Genomic DNA, 19,456 nt, shown 5'->3' with positions numbered 1-19,456 from the left:
TGCGGGGGCCCGCCGGCGGGGCGCGGGGGGCGGTGCCTGTTTGGGTTGTGCCCCCCGCCGGGCGGACGATCCTCGGTGATCGTCCGCCCGGCGGGGGCCTCACCTGTCCTTTCACCTGTTTTTCCAGTCACGCCGCCTGTCTCGGGGGCGGAGGAACGGATCCGGCTGTCCGCTGGATAACACGCCTTATCTCGCACAGTGAGACATGAAGTCAGGAGGGCGGCAGGGCGGGGTAGAGTGCTCAAGACCTGCGCGTCAGGTTTCCAACTGAATATCTGCTCATCCAGAGGGGTGGAGGGACCGGCCCTGCGAAGCCCCGGCAACCATCCCGGTTCACGACCCGTGATCTGAACGAGGTCGACCGGGACAGGTGCCAATTCCGGTCTGTGACCAGGGTGGTCCAGACGAAGATGAGGGAAAGGCCTCGCTTCATGGCGCTCGCAACCACTGAGAACACCACCACCACCTCCGCTCGTGCCGACGGCACGCGTGACCGGCGCTTCGGCCCCGCCGTGGCGCTGTCCTGCCGGGAGTGCGGTGCCCGCTACGACCTCGGCCCCAGTTTCGCCTGTACCGAGTGTTTCGGGCCCCTTGAGATCGCGTACGACTTCGGGCGGGTGACCCGGGAGCGGATCGCCGAGGGGCCGACCAACATCTGGCGCTACCGCTCGCTGCTGCCCGTCCCCGAGGACGTGGCCGCCAAGCCCAACATGGCGCCCGGCTGGACCAAGCTCGTCAACGCCGGCAACCTCGCCCGCGAGCTGGGCATCCGCTCGCTGCACGTGAAGGACGACTCAGGCAACCCCACCCACTCCTTCAAGGACCGCGTGGTGGCCATCGCCGTCGAGGCGGCACGCAACTTCGGCTTCCACACCCTCTCCTGCTCCTCCACCGGCAACCTCGCCGGTGCCGTGACCGCCGCCGCCGCGCGGGCCGGGCTGGACGCCTGCGTGTTCATCCCCTCCGACCTGGAGCAGGCCAAGATCGTCATGGCCTCCGTGTACGGCGGCAGGCTCATCGGCATCGAGGGCACCTACGACGACGTGAACCGCTTCTGCTCCGAGCTCATCGGCGACGAGCTGGGCGACCAGTGGGGCTTCGTCAACGTCAACCTCCGCCCGTACTACGCGGAGGGTTCCAAGACGCTCGCCTACGAGATCGCCGAGCAGCTCGGCTGGCGCCTTCCCGACCAGATCGTCATTCCGGTCGCCTCCGGCTCGCAGCTCACGAAGATCGACAAGGGCTTCAAGGAGCTGATCGCGCTCGGCCTGGTCGAGGACAGCCCGTACAAGATCTTCGCCGCCCAGGCCGAGGGGTGCTCCCCGGTCTCCTCCGCCTACAAGGCGGGCCACGACGTGATCCGGCCGGTCAAGCCGGACACGATCGCCAAGTCGCTCGCGATCGGTAACCCGGCCGACGGACCGTACGTCCTGGACATCGCCCGCCGCACCGGCGGCGCGGTCGAGGACGTCACCGACGCCGAGATCGTCGACTCGATCCGACTGCTGGCGAGAACCGAGGGCATCTTCGCCGAGACGGCGGGAGGCGTCGTCGTCGGGGTGCTGCGCAAGCTGGTCGCCTCGGGCACGCTCGACCCCGACGCCGAGACCGTGGTCCTCAACACCGGCGACGGTCTCAAGACCCTGGACGCGGTGGCCGCGGAGGCGCGCCCGACCGCAGTGATTCGACCCTCTCTTGACGCATTCCGTGCGGCTATCGCCTAGAAATCGTGAAAGGTACTGAATTATGAGCGTTTCTGTGCGGATTCCGACGATTCTCCGGACTTACACCGATGGTGCCGCCGAGGTGAACGGAGAAGGCGAGACCCTGCGCGATGTTCTTCAGAAGCTCGACGCGGACTTCCCGGGGATCGGTGCCCGGATTCTCGATGAATCGGGAAAGATCCGACGTTTTGTCAATGTCTACGTGGGGGATGAGGACGTCCGTTTCGCCGACAACCTCGACACGGCGACGCCCTCCGGTGTTCAGATCTCCATCATCCCGGCGGTGGCCGGAGGCTGACTCCTCCGCCCTGACGCGGCCCTGACCGCCTCGCGTCGCACCGCGTCATCCCTAGGGGCACCCGCGAATCCACGGCACCCGCCCGGCTCCGGCCGGGCGGGTGCCGTGTTTTATGACAGAAGCTCATATTTGCCGCGTACACGAATAATGTAACCCCTGACTAACCAGCAGTGATGATGAAACTTTCTCCTCGTGATAAAAGCTCTCGTAAAGAGGTAGTTTGGTGCTTGACTCTGTTGCCCGACCGCTTCCCACAGGTATGGTCGGAACGATCGACGTGGCGAAGTCCGCCCCGGAGATTGGGGACTTCGCGAGAGGAATGGGCGTCGTCCTTTAAGACCAGTAAGAGGAGTCGCAAGTGGCGCAGGGCACCGTCAAATGGTTCAACGCGGACAAGGGCTACGGCTTCATCGCGGTAGACGGTGGTAAGGATGTGTTCGTCCATTACTCCGCGATCATGATGGATGGCTACCGTGCCCTCGAGCAGGGGCAGCGGGTCGAGTTCGAGATCACCCAGGGGCAGAAGGGTCCCCAGGCGGAATCCGTCCGGGCGGTCTGACGCAGCCGTTTCATGAATTCGCAGGGAGGAGTCGGCGGGTCCCGAGGTTTCGCGGTCCGCTGAACCCCCACCGCCCAGGCCCGGCTCGCCCTCATCCGGCGAGCCGGGCGTTCGTGTCGTTCGGGCATGCGCCAACGACGACAGTGTCCGACAGCGCCCGACAGCGCCCCCCAAAGGCCCCGATGACGCCGATGACGACGCATCGCGTACGCCGACGTGACGCGGGATCTTCGCGGACATGACGAGAAGCTGAAGATCGTCCCACGCGCGGCCCAGGTCAACGAGGCGCGGCTTGCACTCGTCGGGGTAGAGTGCTAAACAGATTCTTGGCACTCACGCATAGAGAGTGCCAATCCTGGATCGAGGCGATGGGGCCCGCCGAACGGAGTCGTGGGCCCACATGCCGTCGCGGGCGTCGGCTCGGTCCGGTGTAAGCCACCCTTTCTCTGGGAGGTTAGCCGTATGGCAGCCAAGATGATCGCGTTTAACGAGGACGCCCGGCGCGGTCTCGAGCGCGGCATGAACCAGCTCGCGGACGCCGTCAAGGTGACCCTCGGCCCCAAGGGCCGTAACGTCGTGCTGGAGAAGAAGTGGGGCGCCCCCACCATCACCAACGATGGTGTCTCCATCGCCAAGGAGATCGAGCTCGAAGACCCGTGGGAGAAGATCGGGGCCGAGCTCGTCAAGGAGGTCGCGAAGAAGACCGACGACGTCGCGGGTGACGGAACCACCACCGCCACCGTGCTCGCCCAGGCTCTCGTACGCGAGGGTCTTCGCAACGTCGCCGCCGGCGCGAACCCGATGTCCCTGAAGAAGGGCATCGAGGCCGCCGTCGAGCGCGTCTCCGAGGAGCTGTCCAAGCTCGCCAAGGACGTGGAGACGAAGGCGCAGATCGCCTCCACGGCGTCCATCTCCGCGGGCGACCCGCAGATCGGCGAGATGATCGCCGAGGCGATGGACAAGGTCGGCAAGGAAGGCGTCATCACCGTCGAGGAGAGCAACACCTTCGGTCTCGAGCTTGAGCTCACCGAGGGCATGCGCTTCGACAAGGGCCTCACCTCGATGTACTTCGTCACCGACCCGGAGCGTATGGAGGCCGTCCTCGACGACCCGTACATCCTCGTCGTCAACTCCAAGGTGTCCGCCAACAAGGACCTGCTCCCGGTTCTCGACAAGGTCGTGCAGGCCGGCAAGCCGCTGCTGATCATCGCCGAGGACGTCGAGGGCGAGGCCCTGGCCACCCTGGTCGTGAACAAGATCCGTGGCCTGTTCCGCTCGGTCGCCGTCAAGGCGCCCGGCTTCGGTGACCGTCGCAAGGCGATGCTGGGCGACATCGGCATCCTGACCGGTGCCCAGGTCATCAGCGAGGACCTCGGCCTCAAGCTGGAGTCCACCACCCTGGACCAGCTCGGCCGCGCCCGCCAGGTCATCGTCACCAAGGACGAGACCACCATCGTCGACGGCGCCGGTGACGCCGAGCAGATCGCCGGTCGGGTCAACCAGATCCGCGCCGAGATCGACAACACCGACTCCGACTACGACCGCGAGAAGCTCCAGGAGCGCCTGGCCAAGCTGGCCGGCGGCGTGGCCGTCATCAAGGCCGGCGCCGCGACCGAGGTCGAGCTCAAGGAGCGCAAGCACCGCATCGAGGACGCCGTTCGCAACGCGAAGGCGGCCGTCGAGGAGGGCATCGTCCCCGGCGGTGGCGTGGCGCTGCTGCAGGCCGGCGCGAAGGCGTTCGACAAGCTGGAGCTCTCCGGCGACGAGGCCACCGGTGCCGCGATCGTGAAGAAGGCTCTGGAGGAGCCGCTGAAGCAGATCGCGGTGAACGCCGGCCTTGAAGGCGGCGTCGTCGTGGAGAAGGTGCGCAACCTTCCCGCGGGTGAGGGCCTCAACGCCGCCACCGGCGAGTACGTCAACCTGTTCGAGACGGGCATCATCGACCCGGCCAAGGTGACGCGTTCCGCACTGCAGAACGCGGCGTCCATCGCGGCGCTGTTCCTCACCACCGAGGCCGTCATCGCCGAGAAGCCCGAGAAGGCCGCGGCCGCTCCCGCCATGCCCGGCGGCGGCGACATGGACTTCTGAGTCCAACCGCTTTCAGTCAAAGAGGCGACCCCGACATTTCGGGGTCGCCTCTTTGGCGTGTTTTCCCGAGGTGATGTCGGCCATCGGTCGTCGTACCTCCTTGAAAGGGCCGTCCTGAGGGCGCCACCGGAGGGGCGGGGAGAGACGGAGCCCGATCCGGCGGCCGGTGTGCGGAGTCATGGGCGAGAAGGGGCTCGCAAGGCCGGGTGGGGCCGAAAGGACGCGGTCACCTCCACGTCGTCCGGCCGGCTTCGGTGCCGCCAGGCAATGAATGGACCAAGGCCGGCGAAACGATAGTGCGCGCCGGTGCGTCGTTTCCTGAACGCGACGCCCTGTGGTCGTAGAACGAGGTGTTTGTTGCGACAACGGGTTCCTTGACGGCGCGGCGGAGGATGACGATGTATCACCACCACTGGAAAACACCTGAGGGTGGGTGGAGGTTGCGTGCCCTTCCCATCATGGTGGCGCTGGTCGTCATGGTCGGTCCGGTGACGCCGACGACCGCGGACGCGGCGGACACGCCGCCGAACAACGTCGTCTACGTGGCCAACTCGCAGTCGGACACCGTGTCGGTGATCGACGCGACGACCAACGAGGTCACCGCGAGCATCCCCGTCGGTGACAACCCCGTCGGGGTGGCGGTCGCTCCCGACAACGCGCATGTCTACGTGGCCAACTCGCAGTCGGATACCGTGTCGGTGATCGACGCGACGACCAGGGAGGTCACCGCGACAATCCCCGTCAGCGGCAGCCCCATCGGGATCGACGTCTCCTACGGCGGCACCCGTGTCTACGTGACCGATGTGCGAAAGGACACCGTGTCGGTGATCAGCACGCTGACCAACAGGGTCATCGCCACCGTCCCGGTCGGCAAGAACCCGTTCAGGATCACCGCCATTCCCTACCGCCGTGTCTACGTGGCCAACCAGGGCTCCGACACCGTGTCGGTGATCAGCACGCTGACCAACAGGGTCATCGCCACCGTCCTGGTCGGCAAGAACCCGTTCGGAATCAGGTTCGCCCCCAATGGCCTCTACGTCTACGTGGCCAACCAGGGCTCCGACACCGTGTCGGTGATCAGCACCAGGACCAACAAGGTCGTCGCCACGATCCCCGTCAGTAGCGCTCCTTCCAGGATCGTGGTCTCCGCCGACAGCGCCCTTGTCTACGTGACCACGCTGATCCCGGAGGGCGTGGCGGTGATCGACGCCAGGACCAACGAGGTCATCGACACCATCTCTGTCGAGGGGGCTCATTTCGGGATCACGATCTCCCCGGACGGCACCTGGCTCTATGTGACCGACCTGGAGGCGGACAGCGTGTCGGTGATCAGCACCAGGACCAGAAAGGTCGTCGGTGTCATCCCGGTCGGCAAGAGTCCTTTCGGGATCAGAGCAGCGAACCGGGTGCCCCGGCCCAGGAGTTCGTACCGTCTGGCGCCGACCGGACAGACAACGTCACCCGGCGAGCTGGGAGGGAAGCTCCCCGGTGTGCAGGACGGTGAGTGAGGTGACGGCCCGGGTCAGGACGACGTACAGCCGGGCCAGCCCTCGCGGTTCCGCCTCGACGATCTCGGCGGGCTCGGCCACGATCACGTGGTCGTACTCCAGGCCCTTGGCCAGGGACGCCGGGACGACCAGGAGACGGTGGTCCTCGACCGTGTCGGGGCTCAGCACCCGGTGATCCAGGTGGGACAGGGCCTCGGACGCGGCCCCCACCGAGGCGTCGGGGACGATGACGCCGATCGACCCCTCGCGGGCGAGCGCCTCCTCGGCGGCACGGGCCAGCGCCTCGGCGAGGTCGGGTGTCGGCCGCACCGACAGGGAGCCCGCGCCGGGACGCAGTGACCGGGGGGCGGCCAGGTCAGGGGCGACGGAGGGCAGCAGCCTGGCCGCGTAGTCGAGGACCTCGCGGGGCACACGGAAGCCGAGGGTGAGCTCGGTGACCGCACCGTCCTCGAAGCCGAGATGGGTGAGGACCTCGGTCCAGGAGCGGGCCGACCAGGGGGTGGTGCCCTGCGCGAGGTCGCCCAGCACGGTGGCCGAGCCGGTGCGGCAGCGCCGGCCGAGGGCGCGCAACTGCATCGCCGACAGGTCCTGGGCCTCGTCCACGACCAGGTGGCCCAGCGGGACGGTCCGCTCGATCATGTCGGCCAGCTCGTCCATCAGCGCGCCGTCGGACGCCGACCACTTCGCCGAGCGGAAGGACTTGGGAGGCTTCGCCCACAGCAGCAGCGACTGCTCGGAGGCCGTGAGGTCGTCCTTGGCGGCGGCGGCGAGGAAGGCGGGGTCGCTGAACAGCCGGTGGAGCACCTGCTGCGGGGTCAGCTTGGGCCAGACCGCGTCCACGAGCGCCCTGACCGGCTTGGACCTGGCCACCGCGTCCTGCACCCGGTCGTCGGGAGACTCACCGCGCTGCTCCATCCGGACGAGCACCAGGTGGGCGAGGCGCTGGGCGAGCGTGGCGCGCCCCGGGCCGTAGCGGACGGTGCCACGCAGCGAGGCGACGATCTCGCGGACCTCGTGGTCGGCCACCCGGTAGCGGTTGATCCCCTTGGTGAACAGCACGCCCTCGGTGGGCTTGACGACGTGCGCCCACAGGGCGCGTCGGAGCACCGGGACGATCCTCGCGTCGCCCTTGACGGTGCCGACCGCGGGGTCCTCGGGGGCGGAGTGGTCGCCGAGGATCCCGGAGACCGTGGTCTGGTCGACCTTGACCTCGCCCAGGGCGGGCAGGACGGAGGAGATGTAGGAGAGGAACGCCCGGTTCGGGCCGACGATCATCACGCCCGACCTCGCGAGCCGCTCGCGGTGGGTGAAGAGCAGGTAGGCGGCCCGGTGCAGACCCACCGCGGTCTTCCCCGTGCCGGGGGCACCCTGGACGCACACCGTCCGCCCCAGGTCCGAGCGGACGATCTCGTCCTGGTCGGGCTGGATCGTCGCGACGATGTCGCGCATCGGCCCCGAGCGGGGGCGCTCGATCTCCTCGGTGAGGATCCTGCTCTGGGCGAGGGCGGCGCCGCCCTGGTCGAGGTGCTCGTCCTCGTACGCGGTCAGGTCGCCGCCCCGGTAGCCGAACCTGCGGCGCAGGGCGACGCGCATCGGGTCGGACGGGCTCGCCTGGTAGAAGGCCCGCGAGACCGGTGCCCGCCAGTCGATGACCAGGGGACGGCTGCTGTCGTCGTGGACGTGCCTGCGCCCGACGTAGACCGTGCTGGGAAGGTCGTCTCCGGCCTCGCGGTCGAGGCGGCCGAAGAACAGGGGCGTGCCGGAGTGGTCGGCGAGCGCCTCGACGCGCTGGTCGAGCAGCGCCTGCAGGATCTGCTGGGAGACCCAGTCTCCGGCGGCGTCGGAGGAGAGGGACCGGGCGTGCTCGCGCATCGCGCGCAGCGCCGCTCTGGAGACGGCCAGATGCTCGCGTTCGGCGGCGAGGATCCGGGCGGAGTCGTCGGTTATGTCGGGGGCCAATTGATGTGCGGGCACGCTGAAGCGCCTCCCATTCGATAAACGGAGGTGGTGGTCATCGGGCAGCGAATCGACCAGCTTAGCGACGGCCCCGCGGAGTCTCAAAAGGATTAACGGTGAACGAGGATACGGCGGATGCCGCGCGGGCGCCGGGGACACGCGGCGACAAAACACGGCGGGCGCTGCTCCGGTGCCGGTGGCGCGCGGAGACAAAAATCGTTTTACCGTTCCAACGGCCGCTGAGGTGGGCGTCTGATGATCGAAGAGAGCGTTCTCTTCGTCGGCGATCCGATCGTTCCGTAATCGCCCTGACACTCTCTGTAATTCTCCATGGAAATGGCGAAAAAGCGAGGCGAACCCGGTGAGTCCCGCAGATCATGGGGGTATGTCGCCAGTGGCCCTGAGGCCTAGCGAGGGGGTGGTTTGTTTGTCGAAAGCCCGCGGGATTTCGTGGACCTGACACAAATCGACGACGTGTTCGCTGTGTGAGATCAATCTCCGGCGAGCACGTCGTCCGCGTCGATGATCTGATACGCGTACCCCTGCTCGGCGAGGAACCGCTGTCGATGGGCGGCGAAATCCTGGTCCACGGTGTCACGGCTCACCACCGAGTAGAAGCGCGCCCCGCCCCCGCCCGCCTTCGGCCGCAGCACCCGGCCCAGCCGCTGAGCCTCCTCCTGCCGGGACCCGAAGGTGCCCGACACCTGGATGGCCACCGCCGCCTCCGGCAGGTCGATGGAGAAGTTGGCGACCTTGGAGACGACGAGGACCTGGATCTCCCTGTCGCGGAACGCCTGGAAGAGGCGCTCCCGCTCCTTGACCTTCGTCTCCCCCTTGATCACCGGTGCGTTCAGGTGCTCGCCGAGCTCGTCGAGCTGGTCGATGTACTGACCGATGACCAGGACCTGGTCGTCCGGGTGCCGCCGGACCAGCGCCTCGGTCACCCGCGTCTTGGACGGCGTGGTCGCGCAGAACCGGTAGCGCTCCTCGGACTCGGCCATCGCGTAGGCCAGCCGCTCCTCGTCGGTGAGCGTCACCCGCACCTCGACACAGTCGGCCGGGGCGATCCAGCCCTGGTTCTCCATCTCCTTCCACGGCGCGTCGTACCGCTTGGGGCCGATCAGGGAGAACACGTCACCCTCCCTGCCGTCCTCGCGCACGAGCGTCGCGGTCAGGCCCACCCGCCGCCTCGCCTGCAGGTCGGCGGTCATCCGGAAGATCGGCGCGGGCAGCAGGTGCACCTCGTCGTAGACGACCAGACCCCAGTCACGGGCGTCGAAGAGCTCCAGGTGCCGGTAGACGCCCTGCCTGCGGGTCGTCATCACCTGGTACGTGGCGATGGTGACGGGCCTGATCTCCTTCTTCGTGCCGGTGTACTCGCCGATCTCGTCCTCGGTCAGCGAGGTCCGCCTGAGCAGCTCCTGCTTCCACTGGTGCGCGGAGACCGTGTTGGTCACCAGGATCAGCGTCGTCGCCTTCGCCTGGGCCATCGCCGCCGCGCCCACGATCGTCTTGCCCGCCCCGCAGGGGAGCACGACCACGCCGGAGCCGCCGTGCCAGAACGCCTCGGCGGCCTCCCGCTGGTAGGTGCGCAGCTCCCAGCCCTCCTCGGTGAGCACGATCGGGTGGTGCTCGCCGTCGACGTATCCGGCCAGGTCCTCGGCGGGCCAGCCCAGCTTGAGCAGGTGCTGCTTGATGTTGCCGCGCTCGCTCGGGTGGACCACCACGCCGTCGTCGCCCAGGCGCTCGCCCAGCAGCGGCTGGATCTTCTTGGCGCGCAGGACCTCCTCCAGCACGGCCTTGTCGGTGCTGGTCAGGGTGAGGCCGTGGACGGGGTGTTTTTCCAGGCGGAGCCTGCCGTAGCGCGACATCGTCTCGGCGACGTCGACCAGCAGCGCGTGCGGCACGGGGTAACGGCTGTGCGCGATCAGCGCGTCGATCACCTGCTCGGCGTCGTGCCCGGCGGCCCGCGCGTTCCACAGCGCCAGGGGGGTGATCCGGTAGGTGTGCACGTGCTCGGGGGCGCGCTCCAGCTCCGCGAACGGCGCGATCGCCTTGCGGCACTCCCCGGCCCGCTCGTGATCGACTTCAAGGAGCAGGGTCTTGTCCGATTGGACGATCAATGGTCCGTCAGTCACAGCGGCCTTCTCCCTCGGTTACCACAGGCTACGGCGGTTCGGCTCATGGTCGCACCCGTGAACGCCCACCGGTTCGTCGTGTACGGCCCCGGCCCGCTCAGGAGTCGAAGGCGCCGTTGACGCCGGCGACGATGAAGAAGGTCATGCCCAGGGCGAGCAGCGCGATGTTGACGCCGACGCTGATCCAGGTCCACTTGAGCAGGTTTCTCGCGCCCTGCGGATCGGCGTCGACCTTGCCCAGCGCGATGCCCGACAGGATGGTGCCGACGATGCCGCCGGGGCTCACGAAGCAGCTCAGCGCGAGGGTGATACTGATGACCAGGGCGACGATCCCGTGCGTCCTGACACCTTCGACGTTGCGAGGCGGCGGGGATCCGTAACCCCCGTAGCCCTGTCCGTAACCCTGCCCGTAGGGCTGCTCGCCGTAACCCTGTCCGTAGCCCTGTCCGTATCCGGGGTCGGTGTAACCGGAGGGCTCGCCGTAGGCCGGGACCTGGTTGTAGCCGGGCTGACCGTAGTCAGGCTGACCGTAGTCAGGCTGACCGTAGTCAGGCTGACCGTAATCCGGCTGGGCGTAATCGGGCTGGGCGTAGCCGGGCTGGTGATCCTGCCGGGTCTGCTCGTAGCCGTACGGCTGCCGCTCGTGGCCCGGAGTCTGGCCGGGGCCTGTGGTGTAGGGGCTCTTCCAGTCGTCCGGGTTGGTGCTGGGGCCTTCTGAGTGACCGCTGCTCAATGGGGATCTCTCGCTTCTGTGGAGCTCAGAACGTCAACTGACACGATATGGGGCGTAGGTCGTGGGCCATGGGCGGATGGACTCGGTCGCTTCCCGGGGGCGGAGCCCGGAGGGGACCCGGAAAGGGACCCTCGCACCCCGGTGAGCGGCGCGGCGAACGACGCGCCGTCGCCGGATCATCGGACCGCCGAACGCCGACCGCCGGCCGAGTTCGCGGCGGGCCCGTCCCGCAACCGAGACTACCTCCTGGCCTCTTACGGCACGCCGGGCCGGCGCGGCCTTTCCGCCCCTCGTGAGACCGGCGGGAGGCATCTCAGACGATGTCGGCTATGCCGGTGATGCGGTGCAGGGCGAAGCGGTGCACCGCCGCTCGCGTCTCGTCGTAGGCGGTGAGATAACCGCCCTCCATCCGGGCGGGTTCGAGGATCCGGCTGGTGGCGTTGCCCTGGGAGTCGAGGTAGCCGATCCAGACCTGCGACCCCTGCCGGATGGCCTCGCGCAGGGCGGTGATCGTGGCGGTGGCGGGGGAGCGCGGCACCTCGCCGCCGGGGACGGCGACCGGGGCACGACGGGCCTGGAGCGCGGCGTCACCCGCGCGCACCGCGCGCACCGCGGCGGCCACCACGTCGGCCTCGTGGCCGTTGAACGTGACCGGGGAACGACCCGCGGACGTGCCCTCGGTCCTGCGGACGTCGATCTGGGCGATGATCACGTCACCGTCGAGCGACTCCGCCGCCGGTGCGTACCCCATCGCGCGCAGCGCGTCGACGAGCGTCGGACGGGAGGACTTGGAGGCGATCACCGTGGGGGCGAGCCGCCGCAGCCGCAGCGGGATCGCCCGTTTGTCGGCCATCACCTCGTCGAGCAGGGAGGAGTCGTCGCACCGCACGTACGCGCTCGCCGATCCGACGCGCATCCGGCCGTGGCGCCTGGCCACGTCGGTGACCAGGTAACTGAGCGGCTGCGGCACGGGCGTGGTCGAGTGGCGCTCCAGCATGGCCAGCAGCTCGTCGGCGCCCTGACCCGCGTCCAGTGCCCGCCGGATCGAGCGCTCGTCGAAGCGGTAGACCGTCGCGCCGCCGGTCGACTCCACCTCCGCCGTCAGCGCGAGCCACCGCCTCAGGTCGCCGGTGAGCGGCCCCGGCGCGACCGCGGTCAGGTCCGCCTGGAGGAGGACGTGGTCGAGCGGCTCGGGCAGCAGCGGGAGCAGCAGGTGGGCGGCGGGCATCGCGCGGCCGCCGGCGGAACCGGCCGGGGTGCCGGAGCCGCCGGAGGAGTCGGGGAGCAGGGCACGACCGTGACCCGCGAGCGCCCCGAGCCCGGTGACGCCGATCTGCTCGGCCTCGCGCAGCGTGAACTCCACCAGCTGGTCGCGGTAGCCACCGCGACGGCGGGGCTGCTCCCAGGCCAGGCGCTCGCGTACCGCGTCGAGGGTGGGCGCCACCCCCGGCGTCGAGGCGAGCACGCCCAGGGTCGTGGCGCGGACCTCCGCGGCGGCCGGACGGCGCAGGTCGGGATGGAGGGCGTTGAGCAGCCGGTCGCGCTCGTCGCGCTCGCCGATGATCCCCGGAACCCGGTCCATGGTGAGCCAGGCCGTGGCCAGCACCACCCAGCGGTCCTCGGTGGCCTTCACCCTCCAGCCGTCGTAGCCGGGGGTGGGCATCCAGTCGCCGTCGACCGTGCCGCTCGCCGCGATCAGCCCCGCCGCGTACGACACCTCGATGATCAGCCCCGTCACCCACTCGGGCAGGTCGAGCAGGCCCGCCGTCCGCTTGAGGTCGCGCACGGCCAGGCCGCCGCTGCGGAGCACGCCGGGCGGGTCGACACTCCAGCGCTCGCACAACTCCTCCACCGCGCGGGTGAACGTGAACGCCTGCCCGGCCGCCGTGCGGTCGGCGAGCCCGCGGTCGCGCTCGGTGCCCTCCGCGGCGGGAGGGAGAGGAGACAGGTCCCGGTGGACGCGGCCGCCGCGCAGGAACAGGGCGACCTCACGGGGCAGCACCACGGTCTCCTCGCCGGTGGCGGCGAGCAGTGCCCGGGACAGGAGCTGGTCGATCGGCGACCGGGCGGTGGCGGCCCGCACCTCACGGCGGGCATTGGGCACCCGGCCGCTGGCCGGACCCCAGACCAGCTCGTTGAGCGCGGACCGCGCCTGCGGCGAGACCTCGTCGATCAGCCGTCCGACGATTTCCGCGTCGCCGAGCAGCGCGGCGAGCGTCTCCTTGGTCGCGCTCCCCGTCTCGCCGCCCTCGCCCGCGACGTCCTGGACCAGCTCGGCCAGCCGCTCGGCGGGATGGTGCCTGAACGCCTCCACGGCGGGCGGACCGAGCCCCGCGGGAGTGTCGAGCACCTCCCGCACGCCGGGCGCCGGAGCCAGGGCGCGGTCGGGGCCGTAGACGAGGGCCATGGTGCGCAGCCGCTCGACCGTCTCCTTGAGGGCGCTCTGGAACTGTGGATCGGCCGTCCCCGCAAGGGAACGGGCCATCTGGGCGCGCAGTGACCTGTAGGCGATCGGGCCGGGAAGCACGGCCAGCGTCTCCACGACCGCGAGCGTGAACCGGTCGAGCCTGTCGAGCGCCCTGCCCACCGCCGACGGGCTACTCGCCCGCCCGGCGAGCCCTTCCAGATGGGCGGGCACGGGGGTGATGAGCTCGGGACGTACGGAGACGAGAGCCCGCAGCCGGTCATCGCTCCGGCCGCGCAACCACTCGGTGAACTCCGTGCTCATTCCGCCAATGGTAGGAGGCTTGACCGACATCGCGCGGCCTGGGGGAATTCCGTGATCGATCGAAGAGGGAAAACGATCATGTGAAGGGCGGCGAACAGATCACGTGAAGGGCAGCGAATAAGGGAAGAAGCTCACGAGCGAGGCGATGCCGAGAGAGGATGGTCAGTGTGATCGAGCGTGCGGACCAGCTCGTGCTGGACTATGTCAGCAAGGCGGCCGACGCGGCGCACGGTGTGATGAGGCCCAGGCAGCGGATCGACTTCGTGGCGGTGTTGCGCAGGCGGATCGACGCCGAGCGCGCGGGGACGGACGACCCGGCCGCCGTGGAGAGGATCCTGGCCCGGTTCGGCGACCCCGCCGCACTGGTCCAGCACGAGCTACGCCGTCTGAGCGGGGAGGTGCCGTCCCCGTCCCCGTCTCCGGAGACTTCACCGGGGCGTCCCGAGCCACGGGGCTCCGAGGAGGGCTTTCCGAGTCTGCGGGGCTTGCGGGATCTGTGGAGATCCCGGCGTGATGACTCCGGTGCGGTCCCCAGGCCGCGGGGGGAGGGGACTGCCGGGCTCCCCGATGCCGCCCGTGCTGATCATGTCGATCGTCCCGACACCGCACGTACCGACCGTGCTGATCATGTCGATCGCTTCGACACCGCACATCCTGACCATGCTGACGGCGCCGATCGCTCCGATCACGCTGATCGCCCAGGCCGGGCTGACCGCGCTGACCATGTTGACGGCACCGATCGCTCTGACCACGCTGATCGCGGCGCCGGCGGTGTCGCCCCCGTCTCTTCCGTGGCACTTGTGCCTCTCGCCGCCCCCACCCCCGATGACCCGGCCCCCGCCCCGGAGGGCGGGGCGCCCAAGGATCCTTCGAAAGGGGCCGTTCCCGAAGGGCCTTCGGAGGGGGACGTTCCCCAGAGCTCCGTTCCCACCTCCCCCGAGGGATTCGCTCCCACATCGAAGGAGCCCGTTTCCGGGGATCCCCCGGCCTCCCCTTCTCCCCGCCGACCCGTGCGAGGGCATCCGTACGCCGTGATGGGGGCTCATCCCGATGCCGATGAACCTCAGTCGGATCGCTCCGTTTCGGATCACCCCGAGCCGGATCGCCCTGAGTCGAACCGGTCCGCGTCGGACCGCCCGGAGCCGGATAGCCTCGCCTCGGATTACTCCCAGGCGGACCGTCCAGAATCGGCCGCTCCTGTGTCGGATTACCCGGAGCCGGATCGCCCCGAGCCGGATCGCCCTGAGTCGGATCGCCCTGAGTCGGACCGGCCCGCGTCGGATCGCCCCGAGTCGGACCGGCCCACGCGGGGTCGGCCCGAGCCGGATCGGGTCGACGAGTGGGAGGACGCGGTGGAGAACGACCCGCCGACCGAGGAGATCCCAGCCGTGCGGGATCCTTTCCCGCCGCCGGCGGCACGGCGGTCGACACCGGACGCGCCACAGGAGTCGGGGGAAGAGCAGGAAGACGGGGAAGTCCGGGGAGAGCAGCGGGAGGGAGAGCGCTCGGAGGCGTCGCGAGGGGAACCGGTACCTCAAGGAGCCCAGGGGCCCCAGAAAGACACGAAGGCTCAGGAGGACACGGAACCTCAGAACGACACGGGACCTCAGGAAGACACCGGAGTCCGAAAAGAGACGCGTGTCCGGGGAGACGCGGAGGGCCGTCCGGAGCTTCCGCCCGGGGTGGCCAGGGGCATGCGGGAGGCCGAGGAGCGGCTGGCCAGGAGGCGGGCGCGCAACCGTCCCGACTGGCTGCGCCGACGGCGTCCGGTCCGTTCCAGGGAGGACGTCGTCCCGGGCACCCAGGACACTCGGACGATCCTGCTGAGCCATCGGCGCGAGACGGCCGGCATGGTCCTGCTCGCCCTGGCCGGTCTGCTGATCCCCTTCCCGTTCGCCCCGATCGCGATCTTCACGATCCCGGTGCTGGTCTGGGCCGTCGCGGCTCTCGTCGTGGTCGCCTGCGAGAACTGGCACACCTCCGACAAGGCGCTGGGACTGGCCGCTCCGCTCGTGAGCTACACCTTCGGCGGTGCCCTGGTCGCCCTCGTACGGGCCAGGAACGACCTCGGCACGGTGGTGGACGAGTTCTTCACCATCAGCGGGCTCATGTTCATGCTGGGTACGGCGTGGGCCGTCTTCTGGCTCGCCTACCGCCTGCTCAATCCTCCGATGCCGGTGGGAAGGGGAGCCCGCCGACCTGGGTGACGCCATCGGAGTCCTCACGGCTTCCGGCCTCGCACGGGGTGGTCACGGCCTCCGCTCTCGCGGGGTGACCGTCCGGTGGCGCGTCGGCCGCCGGGTCTGTCGGCGGATGGTCCGGACCATCCGCCGGGGCGGCGGGCCGAGGGTGAGGCACATCAGGGAGGTGGAGAAGTGGTCGCGCTCCACGCGGCCCCGAGGGCTCGCCCACGGTCTCCGCGAACACCGGAGAACCGATGGGGAGGCGTCGGCGCGTCTTCCGGATAGGCGAATCTTTTCGTGAAGGCTTCCGGGGTGGGGTGCGTCACGGACAACGCTCTGGATTAGCAATGTTTGGGGGTATTTGGCATTCTTTGAGGGATTCTCCGTGAATCTCTTCGCGGAGCGGACAAGGAGCGGTGAGTGACCTGGTGAACTCTGTGGGATTCGACCTCGATCTGACGCTCGCCGACACGCGTGCGGGCATCGCCGCCGTTTACGAGGAGGTGGCGCTGCGTACCGGCATCTTCATCGACACCGTCACCGTGCTGGGCAGACTGGGGCCGCCGCTGGAGTGGGAACTGGCCAACTGGATGCCCGTCGAGGAGGTCCCCGCCGCCGCCGACGTCTACCGGGAGCTGTATCCGTCGATCGCCGTCCCGGTCACCACCCTCATGCCCGGCGCGCGCGAGGCCGTCGAGGCCGTACGGCGGGTGGGAGGCAGGGTCGCCGTGGTCACGGGCAAGAACGCCCGCGACGCGGCGAGGACGGTCGAGTTCCTCGGGCTGGAGGTGGACGAGGTCGCCGGATCGGTTTTCGGGGCGGCCAAGGGTCCGGCCCTCGCGGCTTTCGGCGCCGCCGCATATGTTGGGGATCATGTCGCGGACATCGACGCGGCACGAGCGGGGGGAGTCGTCAGCGTGGCGGTGGCGACAGGTGTCTATCCGGCGGGAGAACTGCGTGATCACGGAGCCGATGTGATCTTGGGTGACCTGACCGAGTTCGTCGAATGGTTCGACGACTGGCGAACCCCCGTTCTCGTGTAATTCGGGTCTCAATATGCGGTCGCTCCCGGCGCCTGCGGGGCATAACCTACATCCATTCCTTTTCACGACAGTCTGAACGAGGTCACCCCTGTGCCGAGTGGCAAGGTCAAGTGGTACGACGCCGACAAGGGATTCGGCTTCCTCACCCGCGACGACGGCGGTGAGGTCTTCGTGCATTCTTCCGCGCTGCCGTCCGGCGTGGATTCCCTCAAGCCGGGACAGAAGGTCGAATTCGGTGTGGCCGAGGGGCGCCGCGGCCAGCAGGCGCTCTCGGTCCGAGTGATCGATCAGCCGCCCACACTCGCCAAGACCGCCAAGCCCAAGGGCAAGCGCAAGAAGCCCGACGAGATGGTCGTCATCGTGGAGGATCTGATCAAGCTCCTGGACACGGTCTCCATGTCGTACCAGAGGGGCAAGCAGCCGGAGGCCGCGCACGCGAAGAAGATCGCCGCCGTGCTCCGAGCCGTCGCCGACGACCTCGACGACTGATTCGAACCCGCCGGAAGACCCTCGCGGCTCAGCCGTGCGGGTTGGTGAGCGGTCTGGTCCGCTTCTCCGTCGGTGGATCCCCGTGGTGTACGACCGCGGTGGTCGTCCCGGCGGGCCGCGACCCGACCCGCTCCTCCGGCGTGCCGTCCGATGAGGGCCGCTCTCCGTTCGCCGTGGGGTGCGGCCCTGACGGGGGGCGGCGCGGACCTCTCGCGGCCTCGACCCTGGCGTCCACCTCCTTGACCCGTCCTCGGCGGCGTACCAGCAGCCAGCCGAGCGAACCCGCCAGCACCACGGACATCACGGCCAGTCCCGCCGTCCCGCTCGCGAACAGCGAGAGCCAGAGCCCGACCAGGCCGCCCAGCACCCACGCGATCTGGAGGAAGGCCTCCACCACCCCGAACGTGGACGAGCGCACCTCCTCGCCGATCTCCCGTTGCACGATCGCGTCCAGCGCGAGCTTGCCCAGGCCCTGGGCGAACGCGGCCGCGAGCGCGACCGCCACCGCGCTCCACAACTGGAAGACGACGGCCGCCAGTATCGTGATCGCGGTCGTCAGGGCGAGCGTTCCGAGCACGATGACCTGCGGGGAGTGGTTGCGCACCCACGAGGCCACGGCCGTGCCCGCCAGCCCGCCGATCCCGGCGGCCGCTCCCAGCACGCCGATGGCGACCACCGGCGGCAGGCCGGGCAGGTTCTTGTCCTGGACGAGGAACAGCAGGTAGAAGAGCAGAAACCCGGAGTAGAGGCGGATGGCGACGTTGGCGTGCATCGCCTCGGTCACCACGGGACCCACGTTCAGCATCGTGCGCCAGCGGGGTGGCCGCTCCTCGCCCTCGTCGTCCAGCTCGTCCAGGTCGGGGGAGTCGATGTGGCGCGGGAGCCGTACGGCGAGCACACCCTGGAACAGGAAGAGCACCGTCGCCCCGCGCAGCACCCACTCGGCGCCCAGCCAGGCGCTGGCGCCCGCGCCGATCGGCACCGCGACGCCCGCCGCGACCAGCGCGAACAGGGCGACCCTCGCGTTCGCCGTGACGAGTGCGATGTCGGCGGGCAGCACGCTCGGCATGATCGCCGCGCGGGAGACGTTGTACGCCTTCGACAGCACCAGCACGGCGAGCGCCGCGGGGAAGATCGTGAACACGTCGCCGGGGACGATCGCCGCCGCCATCGCGAAGCAGAGCAGCCCGCGGCCGAAGAGGGTCCCGGCCATCACGAAACGCCGCCCGGAGCGGAACCGGTCGAGGACCGGGCCGACGAACGGCGCGACCACCACGAACGGGATCATCGTGATCAGCAGGTAGAGGGCGACCTGGCCGCGTGCCTCGTTCACCGGGAGCTTGAAGAGCGTCCCGGCCAGGGCCGCGGTGACCAGGGCGTCGCCCACGCTGTGCGCGGCGGTCAACTCGATCAGCTGGCCCAGCCCGGTACGGCCCGCGCCCTGCGCGTGGGTCAGCCGCCGCGCGGCCCTGCCCGCCCGCTGAGTGCCGCTGACCGCCCCCCTGCCCGCCTTGGCCGTCACCCGGCCGGTGCCGCGGCCCGCGCGCGCGGCGGTCCTGCCCGCGGCGGAGGCGGCCTCGCCGACCCACCGGGAGGCATCGCCCACCGTCTTCCGCGCCCGTTCCCACCCAGCTGCCACGTATCCAGTCATACCCGAAGGGCGGGTGAGTTGTCCGGTGCGCCTGGTCACTCCCCTGGCGATCGAAGCCACCGCCTCGGCCGGGGCGCTCTCAGGGGGTGGCTGGTCACTCCGGGGGATCGGGCTCCACCTGCCTGGCCGGCTTCTCTTCCGGGGTGCGTCAGGTCACTCCAGGGATGATCGGAGAGGATCCGCGGGCCTTTCTGCTCGTGGGGATCCGGGGTGCGTCAGATCACTCCCAGGGCGATCGGAGTCCGCCACCTCGCCCGGGCTCGCCATGACGGCCGGTCTCCGGTGCGCCGGATCACTTCCCGGGTGATTAGATGTCCACGGTGCCGTTCGCTCCGGGCATGGGCGAGAATGAACTGTG

Annotated in this window: 13 protein-coding genes and 1 riboswitch; of the genes, 8 read left to right on the top strand and 5 right to left on the bottom strand. The window is 69.4% G+C overall.

Features of this window, described 5'->3' with window-relative positions:
* The first annotated feature begins 276 nt into the window (after window positions 1-276).
* A riboswitch (SAM riboswitch) is annotated at window positions 277-417 on the top strand.
* Window positions 418-431: 14 nt separating this feature from the next.
* From thrC to ABT352_RS17115, 5 genes are all read left to right on the top strand, one after another.
* On the top strand, window positions 432-1,724 hold the full coding sequence (gene thrC / locus ABT352_RS17135) for a threonine synthase (protein ID WP_350945795.1): 1,293 nt from the start codon (window positions 432-434) through the stop codon (window positions 1,722-1,724).
* A gap of 22 nt (window positions 1,725-1,746) precedes the next feature.
* Window positions 1,747-2,022 carry a MoaD/ThiS family protein gene (locus ABT352_RS17130; protein ID WP_350945794.1) on the top strand — a complete coding sequence of 92 codons (276 nt, stop codon included), beginning with the start codon at window positions 1,747-1,749 and terminating at the stop codon, window positions 2,020-2,022.
* 358 nt (window positions 2,023-2,380) lie between these two features.
* On the top strand, window positions 2,381-2,581 hold the full coding sequence (locus ABT352_RS17125; RefSeq protein ID WP_012895270.1) for a cold-shock protein: 201 nt from the start codon (window positions 2,381-2,383) through the stop codon (window positions 2,579-2,581).
* 462 nt (window positions 2,582-3,043) lie between these two features.
* On the top strand, window positions 3,044-4,669 hold the full coding sequence (groL, locus tag ABT352_RS17120) for a chaperonin GroEL (protein WP_350945793.1): 1,626 nt from the start codon (window positions 3,044-3,046) through the stop codon (window positions 4,667-4,669).
* A gap of 440 nt (window positions 4,670-5,109) precedes the next feature.
* On the top strand, window positions 5,110-6,177 hold the full coding sequence (locus tag ABT352_RS17115) for a YVTN family beta-propeller repeat protein (RefSeq protein WP_350945792.1): 1,068 nt from the start codon (window positions 5,110-5,112) through the stop codon (window positions 6,175-6,177).
* On the opposite strand, the gene ABT352_RS17110 is transcribed toward ABT352_RS17115, so the two are convergent.
* The 4 genes from ABT352_RS17110 to ABT352_RS17095 form a co-directional block, all read right to left on the bottom strand.
* The gene (locus ABT352_RS17110; RefSeq protein ID WP_350945791.1) at window positions 6,127-8,151 is read right to left on the bottom strand and encodes a HelD family protein; all 2,025 of its coding nucleotides are present in this window, start codon (window positions 8,149-8,151) and stop codon (window positions 6,127-6,129) included. The two genes, ABT352_RS17115 and ABT352_RS17110, sit on opposite strands and share 51 nt — an antisense overlap.
* Before the next feature lie 473 nt (window positions 8,152-8,624).
* Window positions 8,625-10,271 carry a DNA repair helicase XPB gene (locus ABT352_RS17105; protein WP_350945790.1) on the bottom strand — a complete coding sequence of 549 codons (1,647 nt, stop codon included), beginning with the start codon at window positions 10,269-10,271 and terminating at the stop codon, window positions 8,625-8,627.
* A gap of 97 nt (window positions 10,272-10,368) precedes the next feature.
* A complete protein-coding gene (locus ABT352_RS17100; RefSeq protein WP_350945789.1) occupies window positions 10,369-11,004 on the bottom strand; it encodes a hypothetical protein in 636 nt (211 codons plus the stop codon).
* A 313-nt stretch (window positions 11,005-11,317) separates the two neighbouring features.
* Window positions 11,318-13,732: a helicase-associated domain-containing protein gene (locus ABT352_RS17095; protein ID WP_350945788.1), complete on the bottom strand. Its 2,415-nt coding sequence runs from the start codon at window positions 13,730-13,732 to the stop codon at window positions 11,318-11,320.
* Between the two features lie 1,694 nt (window positions 13,733-15,426).
* Here ABT352_RS17095 and ABT352_RS17090 point away from each other — a divergent pair.
* The 3 genes from ABT352_RS17090 to ABT352_RS17080 all read left to right on the top strand — a co-directional run bounded on the left by ABT352_RS17090 (window position 15,427) and on the right by ABT352_RS17080 (window position 17,447).
* Complete coding sequence (locus tag ABT352_RS17090) at window positions 15,427-15,939, top strand: hypothetical protein (RefSeq protein ID WP_350945787.1); 513 nt, start codon at window positions 15,427-15,429, stop codon at window positions 15,937-15,939.
* 392 nt (window positions 15,940-16,331) lie between these two features.
* Window positions 16,332-16,958, top strand: a complete 627-nt coding sequence (locus ABT352_RS17085) for an HAD family hydrolase (protein ID WP_350945786.1) — start codon at window positions 16,332-16,334, stop codon at window positions 16,956-16,958.
* A 90-nt stretch (window positions 16,959-17,048) separates the two neighbouring features.
* Window positions 17,049-17,447, top strand: coding sequence for a cold-shock protein (locus ABT352_RS17080; protein WP_350945785.1), 399 nt, complete (start codon window positions 17,049-17,051; stop codon window positions 17,445-17,447).
* A gap of 28 nt (window positions 17,448-17,475) precedes the next feature.
* Here ABT352_RS17080 and ABT352_RS17075 read toward each other — a convergent pair whose 3' ends face one another.
* On the bottom strand, window positions 17,476-19,086 hold the full coding sequence (locus tag ABT352_RS17075; RefSeq protein ID WP_350945784.1) for an MFS transporter: 1,611 nt from the start codon (window positions 19,084-19,086) through the stop codon (window positions 17,476-17,478).
* Window positions 19,087-19,456 lie beyond the last annotated feature (370 nt).

The organism is Streptosporangium sp. NPDC000563, from assembly GCF_040299985.1.
Lineage (GTDB): Bacteria > Actinomycetota > Actinomycetes > Streptosporangiales > Streptosporangiaceae > Streptosporangium.
This window is presented reverse-complemented; position numbering and strand designations above follow the sequence as displayed.

Excerpts from the sequence above, each read along its gene's own strand:
- thrC (WP_350945795.1), top strand. The coding sequence starts at position 432 with ATGGCGCTCGCAACCACTGAGAACACCACCACCACCTCCGCTCGTGCC.
- ABT352_RS17130 (WP_350945794.1), top strand. The coding sequence starts at position 1,747 with ATGAGCGTTTCTGTGCGGATTCCGACGATTCTCCGGACTTACACCGAT.
- groL (WP_350945793.1), top strand. The coding sequence starts at position 3,044 with ATGGCAGCCAAGATGATCGCGTTTAACGAGGACGCCCGGCGCGGTCTC.
- ABT352_RS17095 (WP_350945788.1), bottom strand. The coding sequence starts at position 13,732 with ATGAGCACGGAGTTCACCGAGTGGTTGCGCGGCCGGAGCGATGACCGG.
- ABT352_RS17090 (WP_350945787.1), top strand. The coding sequence starts at position 15,427 with ATGCGGGAGGCCGAGGAGCGGCTGGCCAGGAGGCGGGCGCGCAACCGT.